Origin of the sequence: Nostoc sp. (assembly GCF_036919815.1) — a bacterium.
GTDB lineage: Bacteria > Cyanobacteriota > Cyanobacteriia > Cyanobacteriales > Nostocaceae > Nostoc.
The window spans coordinates 1-16,334 of record NZ_JBALCE010000008.1 but is presented as its reverse complement, the minus strand read 5'-3'; the positions used below and the strand labels follow the sequence as shown (position 1 = coordinate 16,334).

Here is a 16,334-nt window from a genome sequence, read left to right as displayed (position 1 = left end):
CTACATTGAAGCATGCTTTTCAAGAGTGAATCATCTCTAACTCAAAACAATTATCCCAATTAAGAAGATCTCAAATTTGCCGACTGAAACCTTTATAATTACGTTTCATAGTGAGCATCATTGTAACTGTAGTTACAGTGATGCTTATTGATCAAGATAGAACTTAAATCCCAACAAATAACCGAATGTTGGTAAAACGATAAAAATCTGGCATACTGACGGTAACGCTACCCCTTGTTCGGTCGAGTTTCGTCATTTGTCTGCCCTGGATATCTTAGCCGATCCCCAATCACCGGAAGTTGGTAAAACGAAAAAAACTCAGCCTGCTCTATCCAGACGCAAGTCGCCAAATCAGCGCAGATATAAGGGTGTGCGATCGCTCCTTTGATGAAACCGCGATTGCCTCCTCCACATTAGAAAAGCGATCGCTCTCTCAAGTCAATTGATTTCATTTTGACCCGCGATCGCCCATTACAATCAAGAAAAGGGAATGAAAAGGATCTGACCTTCATATTCACCAAACTTACTGCAACGAACGAATAAATATAAGTCGTCAATGACCTATCCGATCAGAGCCGTTGCAATAACTTCAACAACTCCAGGCATAGACAAACCTTTGTTGATTCGCTCATAAGCATGGACAGTAATCGTTGCTATATCATGGGTAAGCAAGATGCGTTCTTCATTGGCTGCCCACTCTAAGATAGTGGAATCATCAGTATGGATTAGACCTACATCTTTGACACGAACAATATCCAATCTAGGTAAACGTCTGATCAAGCCCCGCAATATCGAGCCATTGAAGTTCTCATCAGTCAATAGACGCACTGGCTATAATTCTCCTTGGGGCTGATAGCGATCGCGCAAGCGCTGCCTAAGATTAGCGAAATTATACTGCTGGACAAATTGATTTCGCTGTTGTTGAGCTTTTTTGCGACGCTGCTCTAAGTAATTGTCGATTTCTTGGCGATAGGTGAGATAGTATGCGATCGCTGCGTATATCTCCCCTAAACAGAGAACGGGATACTGAACAGCAATTTCTTCAGGTGTAGAGCCGTTATGGTATGTTGCTAGCAAGCTATCCAGAGTAACGCGGCTTTGACCGATGCGAATACCTCCAGCTTCATCCCAACGAAACGGTGGAGCGGTAACCTGAAATTCGATTTGAACGCTCATGGGGGCAATTCTTGGATTTGTGGTATTTCTGTCTTCAGTTTACTTTACTCATTAAAGAGCGATCGCCCTTACATCAAAATTCAAAATTGAGGAAAAAGACTGGAGGGGATGTAATACCATTTCAGGAAATACCTGATACAAATAGATTGATCCCTAATTCTTTCCCCCTGCCCCCTACTGCCTATTTGTATCAATCTTAAAGTGAAACGGTATAAGTCTTTCTCCTCCACCCCTTTTGCCCTATGTCCAATGCCCTACTCAATTCAACGGCTCCATAATCGCTCTTAAACCGTTTTTAGAGAGTGTTTTGAGCATTTCTTTAGCGTTATATTCATTGCTAAATACTCCTGCTTGCATAACTCTTTCACCTTGCCAAACTGTGGGAAACGCACCAGGAGCAAGGATTCGTACTAAATCTTTATCTTTATCAGTTGCGAGTGGAACTACCACGCGATAACGTATACCGATCTGTGTCGCAGAGTTCCCGCGATCGGGAATATTTGCAGAACTTGTTCGCATCTTACGAGTATTAGCGATGGAGATATTGCTATCAGGAACTGGCAAAAGTGCTTCAGCATTTGGGGCAGCAGCTTCTAATATTGGTAATGACTGCTGTGTTTGATCCCTCATCTTTGGGACTTGTGGCTGTGCTACTGAATTGGGTGGATATTCAGGCGGAGTAACCTGAATCGGATTGGGATCGATCCGTACATAATTCAACTGTGGCGGATCAGGTGGCTCTGCTGGACTGGAAGTTGCAACTCTTGAAGTGTCAGTTGGTATTTGTCTACCTGACAAGCTGCTAGGAGTAGGAAAACCGGCAACTTTAGAGGTAGCTTGCTGTTGATTAGATATGGGCAGGGAAAGTGGTATACTTGCTGGCAACAATGGCAGCAGTTGACTGTTTAATTGTCCAGTCACACGATTATTTGGTGAAATGCTGTTGCTGGTTTGCCCATTGGTAGTTTTAGAGATTTCGGGAGCCGAGAAGGTGATTTCCCCAGTTGGTGGTATTTCTCGTAAAACATTGTTGGGGATAGGGGCGGGTTGAGAAGTTTGGGCTACTAATGGTGTTGTACCGTCGATATCTACCTTGCCGGTGATCCGACTACTTACAAGATTATTACCAGCAGCAGAAATCACCTGTTTAGCAGCGCTGGCGTTAATGTCGTAGCGAGCATTATTTTGAAATTGATTACCCCCAGGTTCGGATGCACTACCCAAATCTGGCATTGCTTGAGCGATCGCAACTAAACCATCTTCTTTATTATCTTGAATAGAATTATTCCGCAAAATCGGGCGAGCATTTGCTTGCACGACAATTCCGGTTCTATTGTTCTGAATTTGATTGCCGATGATTACAGGAGCGGCATCTTGGGCAATATTGATGCCAAAACCCGTTTGGTGAAAGACATTTTCCTTGACTTGAGGATGGGAGTTACCAGCAATTGTGATCCCATTGGCTCCATTGCGATCGAAGTAATTCTTGCTAATGGTGGGTGCAGCATTACCACTGACGGAAATCCCATCTTGGGTACTACCAGCGAATGTATTTCCTGCGACTACCGGATTGCTAGATTCAATCCATAAACCGTAACCACGGGGGTTTGAGTTTCTCACTGTAACCCCAGTGAGTAGGGCTTGGTTTGCTCCAACAATTGTGACGTTTTGACCGGCAAAGCTCCGGCTCAGATAATCACCACCTCCCTGGATGATCATATCCTTACCTTGATTGCTAGGGTTGCCTTGAATTGAAATACCCGGTTTCAGCATTAAAGGGAATATCTCTCCTGTCTCGGCGCTATAAGTGCCAGTAGAGAGGATAATTACAGTATTGGCATTAGCTAATCGCAACGCTTGGGTAATCGTTCTCACCGGAGCGGATTCGCTGCCATTGCCTGTGCTGTCATCTCCGACATTTGGGTTGACAAACAGGGATTTAACCTGAGAAATTGTTTTCTCACCCACAGGTGCTGAATCTGGTGTCAATGGAATCTGAGCGAGCGCGCTGCCAAAGCTAGTACCCAGGAACGCCATACTTGCCGCTCCCATGCCTACGGTAAGTGATAATACTGAAAAACGAAAAAATAAAAGCCTTGCTGATTTCAGAAACTTCAGCCTTGCAAGCAGAATATTTACTCTACGGTACTTAGGAAACACACAATCGGGAATCATATTTAACACAACTCCTTAAAAGTAACAATAAATTCTTATACTCTTAGAAAGTATTATGTCGATAATATTACTCACATATTGACCGATTGGCGATATTTAATTGAGAGTAATAAATGATTTTGTATCTGTTCAACAATACCTTGTCCTAAAGGACACGCTACGCGAACGCTAAAATAGCCGCACTCTAAAAGAGTGAGGCTATATGGCGAATCCTATTGAAATAGACTGAAATCTTTTCTCAGTCATCTTTAGATGACTTTCGCTATTAGCCTAGTAATTCATTACTAAGCGGTTGTTGGAACTAGTGCAAGATTTAAGGGAAACCCAACTTTCTAGTGTATCCCCTCTTCCCAGTCCTTTGTAAGCTCGTCGTTTACCGTAAAATACTTGACTAATCTTAGTGCGAAACTGTAGCCTCAAACTACCCCGATCACTACCTATAAGAACATGGGATAATTGACTGTAACCCTCACCACTACGTTGTTTTGCGTAGATTCGGCAAAAATTAAGTAAAAAAAAGCAAATTAATTAACTTATGGTTACTAAGACTTATGATAATTCACATTTCGATGAAAGCATTAACGGGGTTGTTGTAATGGTCGAGCCATACAGCCAAAAAGAGCAAATACAGCAGGTTGTCTACCGCATTTTAGATGCCAATTTAGACCGTGCTCGTGAGGGCTTGCGAATTATTGAGGAATGGTGTCGGTTTGGATTGAATAATGCTCAGTTGGCTTTGGAATGCAAGCGCTTGCGACAAGAGTTAGCCAAGTGGCATACTTCGGAATTGCGGGCGGCGCGAGATACGCCAGGCGATCCTGGAACTGAGTTAACCCATCCTCAGGAAGAAGAACGAGCTAGTATAAAATCGGTGTTGCAAGCTAACTTTTGCCGTATAGAAGAAGCATTACGGGTGTTGGAAGAATACAGCAAGCTAACCCTGCCAACTATGGCTAAAGCTTGTAAGCAGATGCGCTATCAGGTTTATACTCTAGAAAGTAGTTTAATGGGTCATCAGCGTCATCAATTGTTGTGGCGATCGCGTCTGTATCTTGTGACTTCCCCTAGTGAAACTTTATTGAACACTGTGGAAGCTGCACTCAAAGGAGGATTAACGCTTTTACAATACCGCGACAAAACCGCCGATGATTCTTTGCGTTTGGAACAAGCGAGAAAACTCCGGCAGTTATGCCACATCTACGGCACTTTGTTTATTGTTAACGATCGCGTGGATCTGGCTTTAGCAGTCAATGCAGATGGGGTGCATCTGGGACAACAAGATATGCCCATTGTCGTTGCTCGACAATTACTCGGTTCGCAGCGTTTGATCGGTCTTTCTACCACAAATAAAGAAGAAATGCAAGCCGCAATTGCTGAAGGTGTAGATTATATTGGCGTGGGGCCAGTTTATGAAACTCCTACAAAAGTAGGTAAGGCAGCCACAGGTTTAGAATATGTCAGCTATGCTGCCAAAAATTGCTCAATTCCCTGGTTTGCCATTGGGGGAATAGATGCCAATAATATCAATGATGTGATTGATGCGGGAGCCGAACGTGTAGCGGTGGTGCGATCGCTCATCCAAGCCGAACAGCCTACTCTGGTGACACAATATTTGCTCTCTCAACTCAATCGCATTAAACCAGAACTTTAAAAAAGTCATTTGTCATTTGCCCAAAGTAAATAACCAATTCCCCATTCCCCACATTTATGTCTAATGAGATTACGATTCAGGTAAATGGGGAAACCCATAGCTGTTCGTTTCCAACTTATTTACCCGATTTGCTCCAACAATTGGGTTTTAATCCCCGCTTGGTGGTTGTAGAATATAATGGCGAAATTTTACACCGCCAGTTTTGGACGCAAACAAAAGTGCAGCTAGGCGATCGCTTAGAAGTGGTAACTATTGTTGGTGGTGGTTAGTTTATCTGAGCCAGCAAGCCCAAATCCTTGAGGCTGCGTCGTGTAATTTCGATGCGGGCGGGTGCATCCTCTGCTTTATCCATATCAAGGGTTGTTGCGAAAAAGTAGACGTTTTTGTTTTGCTCTAAATAACCCACAAACCAACCAACGTTTGGTTTGCTACTCGTTAACCATCCCGTTTTTCCCCGCAATATGTAGTCTGGAGTTTGTTCGCGTACCATAATGTCTTTGACAAGATTTATTGTCCGTTGGGAGAAAGGTAAATCGCCTTGATACAACCTGTGCAAAAACTTAATTTGCTCTTGGGGTGTAATTTGTAATAGCTGCTGTTGTAGCCAAAAACGATCAATGTCTGCGGCAGTGCCAATTTGACGGTTCCCGTAATCTACTTTATTAATAAATTGCTGCATCCGTTCATATCCAGCCCTACGTGCTAGTACTTGATAAAACCAAACAGTTGAATCTTTAAAGGCTTGACGCAAATTTGTATCATGATTCCAGGCATCAATTTCTCGGTGAATTCCATCCCAAGTAAGAACCGCCACATCATCAGGAACTACACCTATTTCTAAAGCCACCAACGCGTTAAAAATTTTGAATGTCGAAGCTGGAACGATCGCAGTTGCATTACGTTGAGGATTGTGTTCATAGATGCGATTGTTTTTTGAGTCGTAAATCAAGATAGAGCCTTCACGCCCGATTTCTTGAAAGTGTCGCCCCAAATTTGGCGCTTTAACAGCGAGCATTGCTGGATATTCAGATGAGGTGGAAGCAGATTGAGCCAGAACATACATTGCCTCAAAGGTAATCACACTCAATACAGCCACACATCCAATCACTATAAACACAAGAGATTGCATTCGGCGCTCCGCGTAACGCTGAAGGGATTGCCATACACGAAACAAGATAGTTTTCATTGCACATTTAATAGAATTACAAACCAGATCATACACCGCAATCTTGCTGATTTGCCGAGCTATTTGTGAGATGAAGCCATCTCACAAAATCGGGTTTCTTCCCTCTGATTTGTAAAGCGACCGATGAAGTGTTTTGCGCTTGGCTAGTTCTTTACCTTTGCGGCCAAGCTGCTCACGTAATTGCTGATCTTTGCACAACCGATTGAAAGCTTGAAACACTTCATAACCAGAATTGGGATTAACTAGTATCCCATTTTCCTCATGCTGAACTATGTCTAGAATACCGCCTAAGCGAGAGGCAATTACAGGCTTACCGAAGTAACTTGCTTCTAAATAAACCATACCAAAACCTTCTATATTATTAGCTTTAGTATCTGATAAAGTCAGCATCGCAAATATGTCACAAGCTGCATAATAACCGGCTAATTCCCGTTCTGGCACATATCCGGCAAAGTGTACCCGCTTATCTACCCGCAAACGATGCACCAGAGATTTAAGTTCCGACTCACATGATCCTTGACCGCAAAGTATATAGTGAACATCGACCCCAAAAGTTAGTAATAGTGGGATGTTATCAATCACTCGGTCGAAACCTTTATGTTTGACTAGCCTTCCTACCGAGAGAATAACTATTGCTGTTTCGGGAATGTTGTACGTCTGACGCACGCGAACACGTAAATCATCAAGGCTACTGGGACTCGCTACATTATTACCAAATTTTTCTGGTCTAATTACTGGGTTAATGACGTGGGTAGGCGTATCTAATCGGAAAGCAGTTCTGAGATAGTCTTGTGTATAAGAACTGTTACAAACAATCCCTTCGGCTCGTTTGAGTGTTAATTTAAATAGCGATCGCAGCACGGGATTGTGTAAAATACCAAGAAGATCATTACCGTGCAGATAGATAAAAAAGCGAATAGGTAGGAAATAGCTCAATAGCAACAGCGAAGGAAAGTCATATCCATGACCCCACTCTATATAACGGTAGTGATAGCGAAAATAAAGTTTGATTGCTAATACAAATGAGCAGACGATATTCACCAAAGGCTTCAGAATACTTCCCACACAGCCACTACGCCAGTATTTAGGATAAGACCAGCGATACACCGGAAACTGTTGACTTTGATCAAATACTTTATCTCCTAAGCAACTAGCCGCTAGCACAATAACTCTTTCTGGATCTTGGAGACAGCGATCGTAGATATATTCCCCAATTACAGCTTCTTTTGGCAGGAAAGTTCGGGATATGACTAGGATATCTGGGTATGCTGCTTTGTCTCTGATTTCGGCTGTTAGTTGAGAAATATGTTCCATAATCAATTTGAGGACTACATTTCAAATAATTTTTAATTTATTTACAATTAAGATTACTTTCAAAGCCATAATTATTATTTTATTTCTTTTAAAACGAATGTGGTAGAGAAATTTGAAGGCTATTTTAGAAGATTAGCCAGGAAGATTATTTTTTTATTGTATTGATTTGATTTTTGCGACAGATTTCTCACTATTTAAGAATTTATGTGCATAATGGACAATAAATTAAAGTTAGCACTGATAGCCAAATTGCTTGATGAGCAACCTTTGCGGAAATTATGAAATTTAGCTACGCTTAATAGAATATCCTAAATAGTATGGAATGTTACGTCAAAATTCCCCAAATTTTGGTAAGTATTGGATAATATATTCTGTGTATGGCTTGACCTACTTATAAAAAACACGCATATATGCTACAATGTTTCTGCGTGGCAAACCCCAAGCTGCTAGTTATAGTAAATGTTGTTCAGAATTTAAAAGTATCCTTGCTTCTGTCTCCCAGGTTTGCACAAAACAAGTAGGATAAGGATTATAAAAATAAGTTAAAAAAATTCCTAAAAATTAAAATCATCTGTATAATTCAAAACTGTACTCTGAAAGTGCTAGTCCAAGACATAGCAACAATTGCTCGTAGGCGTAGCCCGCACTTCTCTGCGAGAGGCTACGCCTACGACAAAGTGACACAGTGAGCCTGTCGAACTGCTCAGTGACCATCGTAGACATCGCTAATTTGTGTGATGATGAAGATATCTTCAGGTACGGTTCCCCAGTCGAGAAATCCCCCCTGCGATCGCACCCTAGCAAAGAGAAGACGCGGTAAATTGAATATGTAGCCGACAAAAGTGAAGGCTACATAAATGCTACAAACTCGCTTGCTTGTTACGGGTTGGCGTTGGCGACATACCGCAACACTCCTAAGAGCATCGGGAGAAGTCATAAATAATTCCGTTTTTCAAGTGATTGTATTATGCGTAAAAAACTAGAACAAACCATCAAACCTCTGTTAAAAACCTTCTTAGCCTTAAGCTTGGTGTTAGCTTTGGCTTTTGGTCATGCCGATGGAGCATTAGCAGCCCGCACTGGGGGTCGCATCGGTGGTGGCTCCTTTAGAATGCCTTCCAGCCGCACCTATACACCACGCACCTATGCACCTCCTGGCGGGGGCGGATACTATCCTGGTGGTGGTTTTGGTGGTGGCTTTGGTTTTCCCTTCCTAATTCCCTTCTGGGGTATTGGGGGAGGATTTGGTGGTATATTTACCATCTTAATCTTCTTGGCGATCGCTAATTTCTTATTGCAAACTTTCCGCCGCGTCTCTGGCGGTGAAACTGGAGAAGCAGATTACAGCAGTAACTCTGCTGTTTCTGTAACTCGTTTGCAAGTAGGTTTGTTAGCTCAAGCCCGTCAATTGCAAAACGAACTCAACCAGATTGCTGAAACTGCTGATACTAACACCCCAGAGGGGAGAGCAGAAGTTTTACAAGAAGCTAGCTTAGCTTTACTGCGCCATCCTGAATACTTTGTATATGCAGGTGGTGGCACTCAACAAGCCAGTTTAAATTCAGCTGAAGGTCAGTTTAATCGGCTGTCACTGGCAGAACGCAGCAAGTTCAGCGAAGAAACTCTTTCTAATGTCAACAACCAGCTAAGAGAAGCCCTTGCCAAAGATGCTTTACCCCCGGCTGGTGAACTCGACAACCCCACCCGCCTATTTACCGAAGGTCCTGGTGAATACATTATTGTCACCTTATTGGCAGCGACACTAGGTAAGTTTCAAATCCCTACAGCAATTAACAGTGCTGATGATTTGCGTCAAGCTTTACGGCAAATTGGTAGTATCCCTAGCGACAATCTTTTGGCAATTGAAGTTCTTTGGACTCCTCAAGCTGAAAATGATACCCTGACATCTGATGATGTGTTGGCAAATTATCCTGATTTGAGACTTGTTTAATCTCTAGAAAATTTCGCGCTTTAGCGCTAAGAAAAACTTGGCATCTTGGGGCAACAAATAAGTTCCCCTTTGAGGGCAACTACTAGAAAACCGCTTGTCATTGGCAAGCGGTTTTTTGGATGACAGCCAAACCCAAGAAGCGTATCTGGAAAACCTCTCTCCTAAAAGGAGAGAGACTTTGAATTTTCCCCCTTAGAGCGTCAGGAAGGGGGCTAGGGGGTTAGGTTTTTCGTGGGCTTTTCCATACAACGTGAAAAGTTAGAGAAGCGATTGGAGACTGGCTATTCCTATAAGTTTTAATTCTAGGACAAATACCGAATAACGCGGCAGGGATTGCCAGCAGCGACAACATTCTCAGGTATATCTTTAACAACTACACTACCAGCACCAATGGTTGTGTTATCACCAATAGTTACACCTGGACAAATAATTGCACTGCCACCAATCCAGACATTATTACCAATGTTAATTGGGGCAGCTAATTCTCTACCAGAAAGACGAATTTTCGGCTCTATAGGGTGATAAGCAGTATAAATTTGTACATAAGGAGCGCATAAGACATTTTCACCAATATTAACTGTATTACAGTCTAAAATTACACAGCCATAGTTCATATACAATTTGTCGCCAGCGAAAATATTACTGCCATAGTCGCAGTGAAAGGGTGGCACAATTAATACTTTGTTACCTATGTTTCCAAATAATTCTTGTAAAATTTGCTGCCGTTGCTCTTGCTGTTCTTCTGTTGTCAAATTGTACCTTCGCAACAGACGACTAGCTCGCTTATTTTCGGCAGCCAATTCTGGATCTTCCGCCAGATATAATTCGCCTGCAAGCATTTTCTGTTTTTCGGTTTTTTCCATGACAGACTTATCGGGCTTCTCAGTTGTGTAGGATACACATTAGTAGTGGCTATAGCATATTCCATCCAGTTTAGAACCGCTATAAATCAACCAGGACTTACGCAAACAATAATTTTTACATTGCAAAACACATAGTTTGATTTATTCTCGCCGACTTACTTACAGGAATTTTTGCAGATTATTAACTAAAATATGGCATAAGTAGCTTTTCCCTGCTGTTTAGCTCGGTACATAGCAATATCAGCATCTCGCAGCAAAGTTGCAGGCTCCTCATAATTTCTAAAATTCCAAGTAATACCAATGCTGGCTGTAGTAGATAATTCATGTCCATTCAGGTTAAGTGGCAATCCTAAGGAGTCTTGAATACGTTTTGCAGCATTGGTAGCGTCGGTAATGTCTTTAATATCCTCCAAAAGAACAGTAAACTCATCACCACCAAATCGTGCTAGAGTATCCGCACTGCGTAAACACAACTCTAAACGTCTAGCGATCGCAACTAAAAAACCATCCCCTGTTTCATGCCCATAGCGATCGTTAATCTCCTTGAAGCCATCTAAATCCAAAAATAAAACTGCAAAATAATAATCGCTTCTGCGTCTGCTACGTTCAATTGCTTGTGTAAGCCGATCTAAAAATAAAACACGATTCGGTAATGCTGTCAGCCCATCATAAAACGCATTGCGGATTAGTTCCGCTTCTGTCTGCTTGCGTTTGGTGATGTCTTGAAAAACTAAAACCGCGCCAGTAATATTGCCATTTTGATCACGAATGGGTGCAACATTATCCCCAATCGTGATTTCTTTGCCATCTTTGGTAATCAGTGTAGAGTTTTCTGGTAAATTTAAAACTTCACCTGCTTCGATTACATGTATGGCTAAATTTTCAATTGTTTCTCCTCCATCTTTGTCAACTAAGTTAACGACTTCTACTAAATCTTTACCAGACGCTTCACTTTGCTTCCAACCAGTGATTAATTCTGCTCTGGGATTCATCATTTGAATACAACCATTTGTATATGTCACAATCACTGCACAGCCCATACTGTTAATAATTGCCCCCAGCCTGTGTTTTTCTTCCTCTAATATCTTTTTGCTCTGATGGTTGTACAGAGCCATTTCAATCGCAAAATGTAAATCACTACTTAGATGATTTTTATCCAATGTTTTATATTCCGAATCCTCTGTTAGATATACTACAGGTACATGTAACTCATTCTCGATAATGTTTGCTACCTGCATACAGTCAATTTCCTCAGCTAGGCAGATATCAATTAATACTACATTTGGATGAGTTTCTGCTACTTTTTTTATTGTCTCATTACTACACTTAGTTATTTCTGAAACAGAATAACCTAGCTTTTGTAAACTTTTTCTAATATTTGAGGCTGGGATTTTTTGATCTTCAACCAGTAGTATTTTGCGGACGAACATGTTATAATCAGATGTTTCTTTACTAAAGTTCAGATTTTTGTTGTCAGTGTCAACTCAATCTCAAAGTGATTAATATCTCAATCATAAACAATCTCAAACTACCCTGTGTTCTTGTTTAATACAAGTATTAACTAATGATCAAATAAGGTGTTATTAAGCTCCGATAATTTCTGGGCTTGCCAAAGCTAATTATGATTAGTCCAGGCAGTTAATATCATGTCATCAACATTACATATAAATTCCCATGTAATTACCAAAAATTAAAAACTGATTTTCATAAATATAATATACAAGAATTTTTCTGAGGAAAAGTATAAAGTATGTGGCGTGGGTTAGGGGGGATATTTATACAACTTGATACTTATTTACAAAGATCCTTTTAAATGTTCATCACCAGCTCAGGTGATTTTTTCGCTTTTTGAGAAAGAGTGGGTGATGGGGGCAATGGCAGGAAAGAATCTCTTTGTGAGATCCTTCCCCTCCACGTAAAACCCCTTTATTTGCTGGCTTATAGATATTGCGAAAAACCGCGTTTTGTGGTTTAGAGGTTGGACTTACTTTTAGTTAGTTCAATGCTAATTTTGCCACCAAAGTCTGGAATAGGTGCGGCAGGTTTACTGAGAGTGACTTGAACTTGTGTTACACGATCGCATTCTTGGAGAATAGAATCTGCGATCGTTGCTACCAATTTCTCCACCAAAGCAAATTTAGATGTTTTGACCAGATGTTGTATCAAGCTAATGACGCTGCGATAATCTATAGTGTCTTCGATCGCGTCAGTCTTAGCTGCTGTGGAGATATCCAACCATAACTTTACATCCACCTCAAACCATTGTCCTAGCACCTGTTCTTCTGGCAGATACCCAGTGTAGCCATAGCAGCGAATTCCCGTTAAATGAATGCAGTCCATAAAAGTTTGAGAGCAAATTGTGGATTTTGTAGAAAGTGGAGCAAGTTTGTTTAGAGATTTTCTTTCCCACAAACTTGTGTGGCGGTGTTGGGTTCCATCACCGCATTTATCAGGGTTGACTTGCAACCCACCTTTAAGTCAAGCTGCTTTTGAAGTTCCGAGGTTCGGCTTCCCCGCCTGGGACTTCTCTTCACCCAACTTTCCCAGATGGATTTTAAATTGAATTTCCCTAGACAAAATTTAAAATTTCAGATTGTTTTATAAAAATGTTTGATTTAATGCCGATCGCCTTTCAAAATGTTAATCAAGTTTGGGCTTATATCTTAACAGAGACGCTAAAGCGGTTGGGATTGACTTGTGCGATCATTTGTCCTGGATCACGTTCTACACCCTTAGCGATCGCCTTTGCTCAACAAGTACCTGAAATTGAAGCGATTTCCATTCTTGATGAACGTTCCGCCGCCTTTTTTGCTTTGGGACAAGCTCAAGCAACGGGACGCCCTGTGGTACTTGTTTGCACCTCTGGTACAGCAGGAGCAAATTTTTATTCAGCAGTCATTGAAGCCTCATATAGTCGCGTACCACTGTTGATATTAACTACCGATAGACCGCCAGAATTGCGAGATTGTCACTCTGGGCAAACTATAGATCAATTGAGATTATATGGAAACTACCCAAATTGGCAAACAGAGTTAGCTTTACCCTCCGCGGACATAGGAATGCTAGCTTACCTGCGACAAATGGTAATTCATAGCTGGGAAAGGGCGCAAACTCCTACAAAGGGACCAGTACATTTGAATATTCCCTTTCGCGATCCCTTAGCGCCTCTTCCTGATGGAACTGACTTGAGTTATTTACAGTCCCAGTTTCAACCTGAAGACTTCTTCGCAGGAATAGCAAACCCATGCCCCATGACGCCACTTGCTTCAAGTCGGCAAAGCCGCCCAACGCAGTGGCTCCCCCATGCCCCATTCCCAATGCCCAAAGAATGGAAAGAATGCGATCGCGGCATTATTATTGCAGGTGTTGCCCAACCACAGCAACCAGAAGAATATTGTAGAGCGATCGCGCAACTTTCCCAAACTCTCAAATGGCCTGTTTTAGCTGAGGGACTCTCCCCAGTGAGAAATTATGCTCAACTCAACCCCTATTTAATTTCCACTTATGACCTGATTTTGCGAAATCAGCAACTAGCAAAGCAGCTAGCGGCCGAAATGGTGATTCAGGTAGGTGAAATGCCTACGAGTAAAGAACTGCGTAATTGGATAGATGCAACCCAACCCCGACGCTGGGTAATTGACAACAGCGACCAAAACCTCGACCCTTTGCACGGGAGGACGACGCATTTACGGATATCTGTAGAAGACATAAAGGCAGAGGAGAGAAATTTATCTTTCTCCTCAGACTATGGAAAGAAATGGTGTAATGCAGAAGCTCAGGTTAGGTTAGTTGTTGAGCAGACGATGGGGAAAATAGATGAAATCATTGAGAGTAAAGCAGCTTGGTTAATTTCTCAGATTTTACCGCCCGGAACGCCTCTGTTTATTTCCAATAGTATGCCTGTACGGGACGTGGAATATTTCTGGAAACCGAATAATTTAGGAGTGCGATCGCACTTTAACCGGGGTGCAAATGGCATTGATGGCACATTATCCACAGCTTTAGGAATGGCACATCGCCAGCAAAGTAGTGTGATGTTAACGGGAGATTTAGCGCTGTTGCATGACACCAATGGTTTTTTAATCCGCAATAAGTTTGTCGGACATCTGACGATTGTGTTAATCAACAACAATGGCGGTGGGATTTTTCAAATGTTACCCATTGCGAAGTTTGACCCACCATTTGAAGAGTTTTTTGGCACTCCCCAGGATATTGATTTTGCTCAGTTGTGCGCTACTTATAATGTGCAGCATGAATTGATTACTTCTTGGCAGCAGTTACAGGAAAGATTAAACCTACTTCCAACCACAGGGATGCGGGTTTTAGAGTTACAGACAAATCGGAAATTAGATGCCAAATGGCGACAGGATAATTTAAGGAAATTTGCCGCAGATATTGCAATTTAGCTAATCCGTTAGGTGCTTTTTACTCGCGCGATTAAATATAGTGATTAAGTAGAATATTTGTTTTATTACTCCATGTAGTACATTAAAATAGTGCGCATTCACAGAATCGTTTAAAATATGACAAATGAACTTCATCTTTATTTTGATGACTCTGGTAGCCGTAATCCAGATTCAGAAACAGTACCGCGACGTGATGGTATAGATTGCTTTGCTTTGGGTGGATTTTAGTCCAGGAAGAGAATATACAAAATATTATAATAACGCATCGAGAATTCTGTAATAAATGGAATATTACTGAACCATTGCATTCTACTAAAATTCGTTCTCGACAGAAAGCTTTTGCTTGGTTAGGTAAGGAAGAGAATAAACAGAAATCTCAGGATTTTTTAAGCGACTTAGAAATGCTGATGCTCGATTTACCGTTTACTATCATTGCATGTGCTATCCACCGACCAGGTTACAATGCTCGTTATAAAAGCAAGTACAATAACGATATTTGGATGATGTGTAAAACTGCGTTCACCATTTTAGCTGAACGTTCAGTAAAATATGCGATTTACAAAGAACGCAAGCTACGCATTTTTTTTGAGGAAAGTGGGAAAGATGCTGATAGAGCAATTCTAGAATATGCGAAAGAACTTAAAACTCAAGGAATGTATTTTGACCCACATAGTTCAGCAGCTTATATGGGACTAACAGCAGAGGAATTTAGAATAAATTGGTTAGGAGAACCACAGCGTCAAACTAAAAAATCACCAATGATACAGCTTGCTGATCTAGTCTTGTATCCAATAATAAAGGGACGTTATGACCCAAGCTACCGAACTTATGAGTCCCTTAAAAGCAAGTTAAAACTTGTTGATTGCGTTCTAGAACGGGATAAAATACCTCAGATGGGTATCAAATATAGCTGTTTTGACGACGGATAAAACTAAAGACTCGGATAAATTCCGAGTCTTTAAAATTTCGGCTTTCATACGAAAACCCCGGGGCGTTGCCCAATAAATAAAGCATAATGCCATTTAAAATTAAGTGCAAGCTAAAATAGCCTTGCTTATTAAAACTTTAAATTTTACTTCGGCTTGTATTTGAATAAATCATGCTCTTGCGTTATAAACTTTCTCTGCGCGTGAGATTTCCCTTCTTGCTTGACCTTGTAACCACCCTTCCCAGTCCGCGATCGCACAAAATTCCAACAACGCCAAGGCTAACGCTTCCAACTCTTCCAGCGATAATGCCTCAATTTTGGCTAAAACTTCCTTAGCAATTTTACCAAATAGTCGTTTTAACAGTCGGAAGACGAGCGATCGCGCTCCTTCTTCCACACTCGGGCAATCCGAAACGCCGTTTCTTTCACTTCAACCGATTCTAACTGGTATCCAGATGCTTCTGGGGGTGGTTGGTCTCCTAATTCAAATATGCTTGAGATACCAATTTTAGCGATCGCTTATCCATTCTTAGTTTGCCCAATTTCTTATAAAAAATTAGCCTATAAAATTTAAAAAAAAATGGACTTGAATCCATATGGTTTTTAATCCATAATAAGTTTTTCAAATAATCCTTCAGGGTGGTTAATTTGGCTTGGAATAAAACCAGATTATCCACCCCAAAG

18 protein-coding genes are annotated in these 16,334 nt (G+C 41.3%); 6 read left to right on the top strand and 12 right to left on the bottom strand.

Features of this window, described 5'->3' with window-relative positions; translation table 11 throughout:
* Positions 1 to 299: 299 nt before the first annotated feature.
* Complete coding sequence (locus V7K15_RS02345; protein ID WP_334902667.1) at positions 300 to 446, top strand: hypothetical protein; 147 nt, start codon at positions 300 to 302, stop codon at positions 444 to 446.
* A gap of 115 nt (positions 447 to 561) precedes the next feature.
* Here the strand turns inward: V7K15_RS02345 and V7K15_RS02340 are convergent, their stop codons facing one another.
* The 3 genes from V7K15_RS02340 to V7K15_RS02330 form a co-directional block, all read right to left on the bottom strand.
* A complete protein-coding gene (locus tag V7K15_RS02340; protein WP_334902665.1) occupies positions 562 to 828 on the bottom strand; it encodes a DUF5615 family PIN-like protein in 267 nt (88 codons plus the stop codon).
* Positions 829 to 831: 3 nt separating this feature from the next.
* On the bottom strand, positions 832 to 1,176 hold the full coding sequence (locus V7K15_RS02335) for a DUF433 domain-containing protein (RefSeq protein ID WP_334902663.1): 345 nt from the start codon (positions 1,174 to 1,176) through the stop codon (positions 832 to 834).
* Between the two features lie 258 nt (positions 1,177 to 1,434).
* Entirely contained in the window at positions 1,435 to 3,351 is a 1,917-nt protein-coding gene (locus V7K15_RS02330) for a DUF1565 domain-containing protein (RefSeq protein WP_334902661.1), read from the bottom strand.
* Positions 3,352 to 3,886: 535 nt separating this feature from the next.
* Here V7K15_RS02330 and V7K15_RS02325 point away from each other — a divergent pair.
* On the top strand, positions 3,887 to 5,002 hold the full coding sequence (locus tag V7K15_RS02325) for a thiamine phosphate synthase (RefSeq protein WP_334902660.1): 1,116 nt from the start codon (positions 3,887 to 3,889) through the stop codon (positions 5,000 to 5,002).
* 56 nt (positions 5,003 to 5,058) lie between these two features.
* Positions 5,059 to 5,271: a sulfur carrier protein ThiS gene (gene thiS / locus V7K15_RS02320; protein ID WP_292800516.1), complete on the top strand. Its 213-nt coding sequence runs from the start codon at positions 5,059 to 5,061 to the stop codon at positions 5,269 to 5,271.
* Here the strand turns inward: thiS and blaOXA are convergent.
* From blaOXA to V7K15_RS02305, 3 genes are all read right to left on the bottom strand, one after another.
* Positions 5,268 to 6,188 (bottom strand): class D beta-lactamase, encoded by a 921-nt coding sequence (gene blaOXA / locus V7K15_RS02315; RefSeq protein WP_442949639.1) that lies wholly within the window; start codon positions 6,186 to 6,188, stop codon positions 5,268 to 5,270. The two genes, thiS and blaOXA, sit on opposite strands and share 4 nt — an antisense overlap.
* 81 nt (positions 6,189 to 6,269) lie before the next feature.
* The gene (locus V7K15_RS02310; RefSeq protein ID WP_334902658.1) at positions 6,270 to 7,502 is read right to left on the bottom strand and encodes a glycosyltransferase family 4 protein; all 1,233 of its coding nucleotides are present in this window, start codon (positions 7,500 to 7,502) and stop codon (positions 6,270 to 6,272) included.
* Between the two features lie 703 nt (positions 7,503 to 8,205).
* The gene (locus V7K15_RS02305) at positions 8,206 to 8,439 is read right to left on the bottom strand and encodes a hypothetical protein (RefSeq protein WP_334902656.1); all 234 of its coding nucleotides are present in this window, start codon (positions 8,437 to 8,439) and stop codon (positions 8,206 to 8,208) included.
* Between the two features lie 30 nt (positions 8,440 to 8,469).
* Here V7K15_RS02305 and V7K15_RS02300 point away from each other — a divergent pair, with 30 nt between their 5' ends.
* Positions 8,470 to 9,453, top strand: coding sequence for a DUF1517 domain-containing protein (locus tag V7K15_RS02300; protein ID WP_334902654.1), 984 nt, complete (start codon positions 8,470 to 8,472; stop codon positions 9,451 to 9,453).
* Positions 9,454 to 9,755: 302 nt separating this feature from the next.
* Here the strand turns inward: V7K15_RS02300 and V7K15_RS02295 are convergent, their stop codons facing one another.
* The 3 genes from V7K15_RS02295 to folB form a co-directional block, all read right to left on the bottom strand.
* Positions 9,756 to 10,316, bottom strand: a complete 561-nt coding sequence (locus tag V7K15_RS02295) for a sugar O-acetyltransferase (RefSeq protein WP_334902652.1) — start codon at positions 10,314 to 10,316, stop codon at positions 9,756 to 9,758.
* Between the two features lie 185 nt (positions 10,317 to 10,501).
* Complete coding sequence (locus V7K15_RS02290) at positions 10,502 to 11,746, bottom strand: diguanylate cyclase domain-containing protein (RefSeq protein WP_334902650.1); 1,245 nt, start codon at positions 11,744 to 11,746, stop codon at positions 10,502 to 10,504.
* A 541-nt stretch (positions 11,747 to 12,287) separates the two neighbouring features.
* A complete protein-coding gene (gene folB / locus V7K15_RS02285) occupies positions 12,288 to 12,656 on the bottom strand; it encodes a dihydroneopterin aldolase (RefSeq protein ID WP_334902648.1) in 369 nt (122 codons plus the stop codon).
* A gap of 266 nt (positions 12,657 to 12,922) precedes the next feature.
* Between folB and menD the strand changes: the two genes are divergently transcribed.
* Positions 12,923 to 14,722, top strand: coding sequence for a 2-succinyl-5-enolpyruvyl-6-hydroxy-3-cyclohexene-1-carboxylic-acid synthase (menD, locus tag V7K15_RS02280; protein WP_334902646.1), 1,800 nt, complete (start codon positions 12,923 to 12,925; stop codon positions 14,720 to 14,722).
* Between the two features lie 302 nt (positions 14,723 to 15,024).
* The gene (locus V7K15_RS02275) at positions 15,025 to 15,651 is read left to right on the top strand and encodes a hypothetical protein (protein WP_334902645.1); all 627 of its coding nucleotides are present in this window, start codon (positions 15,025 to 15,027) and stop codon (positions 15,649 to 15,651) included.
* A 168-nt stretch (positions 15,652 to 15,819) separates the two neighbouring features.
* Here the strand turns inward: V7K15_RS02275 and V7K15_RS02270 are convergent, their stop codons facing one another.
* The 3 genes from V7K15_RS02270 to V7K15_RS02260 form a co-directional block, all read right to left on the bottom strand.
* Positions 15,820 to 16,047 carry a DUF4351 domain-containing protein gene (locus tag V7K15_RS02270; protein WP_334902643.1) on the bottom strand — a complete coding sequence of 76 codons (228 nt, stop codon included), beginning with the start codon at positions 16,045 to 16,047 and terminating at the stop codon, positions 15,820 to 15,822.
* Positions 16,008 to 16,142 (bottom strand): DUF2887 domain-containing protein, encoded by a 135-nt coding sequence (locus tag V7K15_RS02265; RefSeq protein ID WP_334902736.1) that lies wholly within the window; start codon positions 16,140 to 16,142, stop codon positions 16,008 to 16,010. The genes V7K15_RS02270 and V7K15_RS02265 overlap by 40 nt, the downstream gene beginning before the upstream one ends.
* Positions 16,130 to 16,334, bottom strand: a 205-nt coding sequence (locus V7K15_RS02260) for a hypothetical protein (RefSeq protein ID WP_334902641.1), incomplete at its 5' end; no start/stop codon positions are given. The genes V7K15_RS02265 and V7K15_RS02260, both read right to left, overlap by 13 nt.

Bases quoted from the DNA above. Each gene is read 5' to 3' on its own strand.
- V7K15_RS02335 (WP_334902663.1), bottom strand. From the start codon at position 1,176: ATGAGCGTTCAAATCGAATTTCAGGTTACCGCTCCACCGTTTCGTTGG.
- V7K15_RS02330 (WP_334902661.1), bottom strand. From the start codon at position 3,351: ATGATTCCCGATTGTGTGTTTCCTAAGTACCGTAGAGTAAATATTCTG.
- V7K15_RS02325 (WP_334902660.1), top strand. From the start codon at position 3,887: ATGGTTACTAAGACTTATGATAATTCACATTTCGATGAAAGCATTAAC.
- thiS (WP_292800516.1), top strand. From the start codon at position 5,059: ATGTCTAATGAGATTACGATTCAGGTAAATGGGGAAACCCATAGCTGT.
- blaOXA (WP_442949639.1), bottom strand. From the start codon at position 6,188: ATGAAAACTATCTTGTTTCGTGTATGGCAATCCCTTCAGCGTTACGCG.
- V7K15_RS02310 (WP_334902658.1), bottom strand. From the start codon at position 7,502: ATGGAACATATTTCTCAACTAACAGCCGAAATCAGAGACAAAGCAGCA.
- V7K15_RS02305 (WP_334902656.1), bottom strand. From the start codon at position 8,439: ATGACTTCTCCCGATGCTCTTAGGAGTGTTGCGGTATGTCGCCAACGC.
- V7K15_RS02300 (WP_334902654.1), top strand. From the start codon at position 8,470: ATGCGTAAAAAACTAGAACAAACCATCAAACCTCTGTTAAAAACCTTC.
- V7K15_RS02295 (WP_334902652.1), bottom strand. From the start codon at position 10,316: ATGGAAAAAACCGAAAAACAGAAAATGCTTGCAGGCGAATTATATCTG.
- V7K15_RS02290 (WP_334902650.1), bottom strand. From the start codon at position 11,746: ATGTTCGTCCGCAAAATACTACTGGTTGAAGATCAAAAAATCCCAGCC.
- folB (WP_334902648.1), bottom strand. From the start codon at position 12,656: ATGGACTGCATTCATTTAACGGGAATTCGCTGCTATGGCTACACTGGG.
- menD (WP_334902646.1), top strand. From the start codon at position 12,923: ATGTTTGATTTAATGCCGATCGCCTTTCAAAATGTTAATCAAGTTTGG.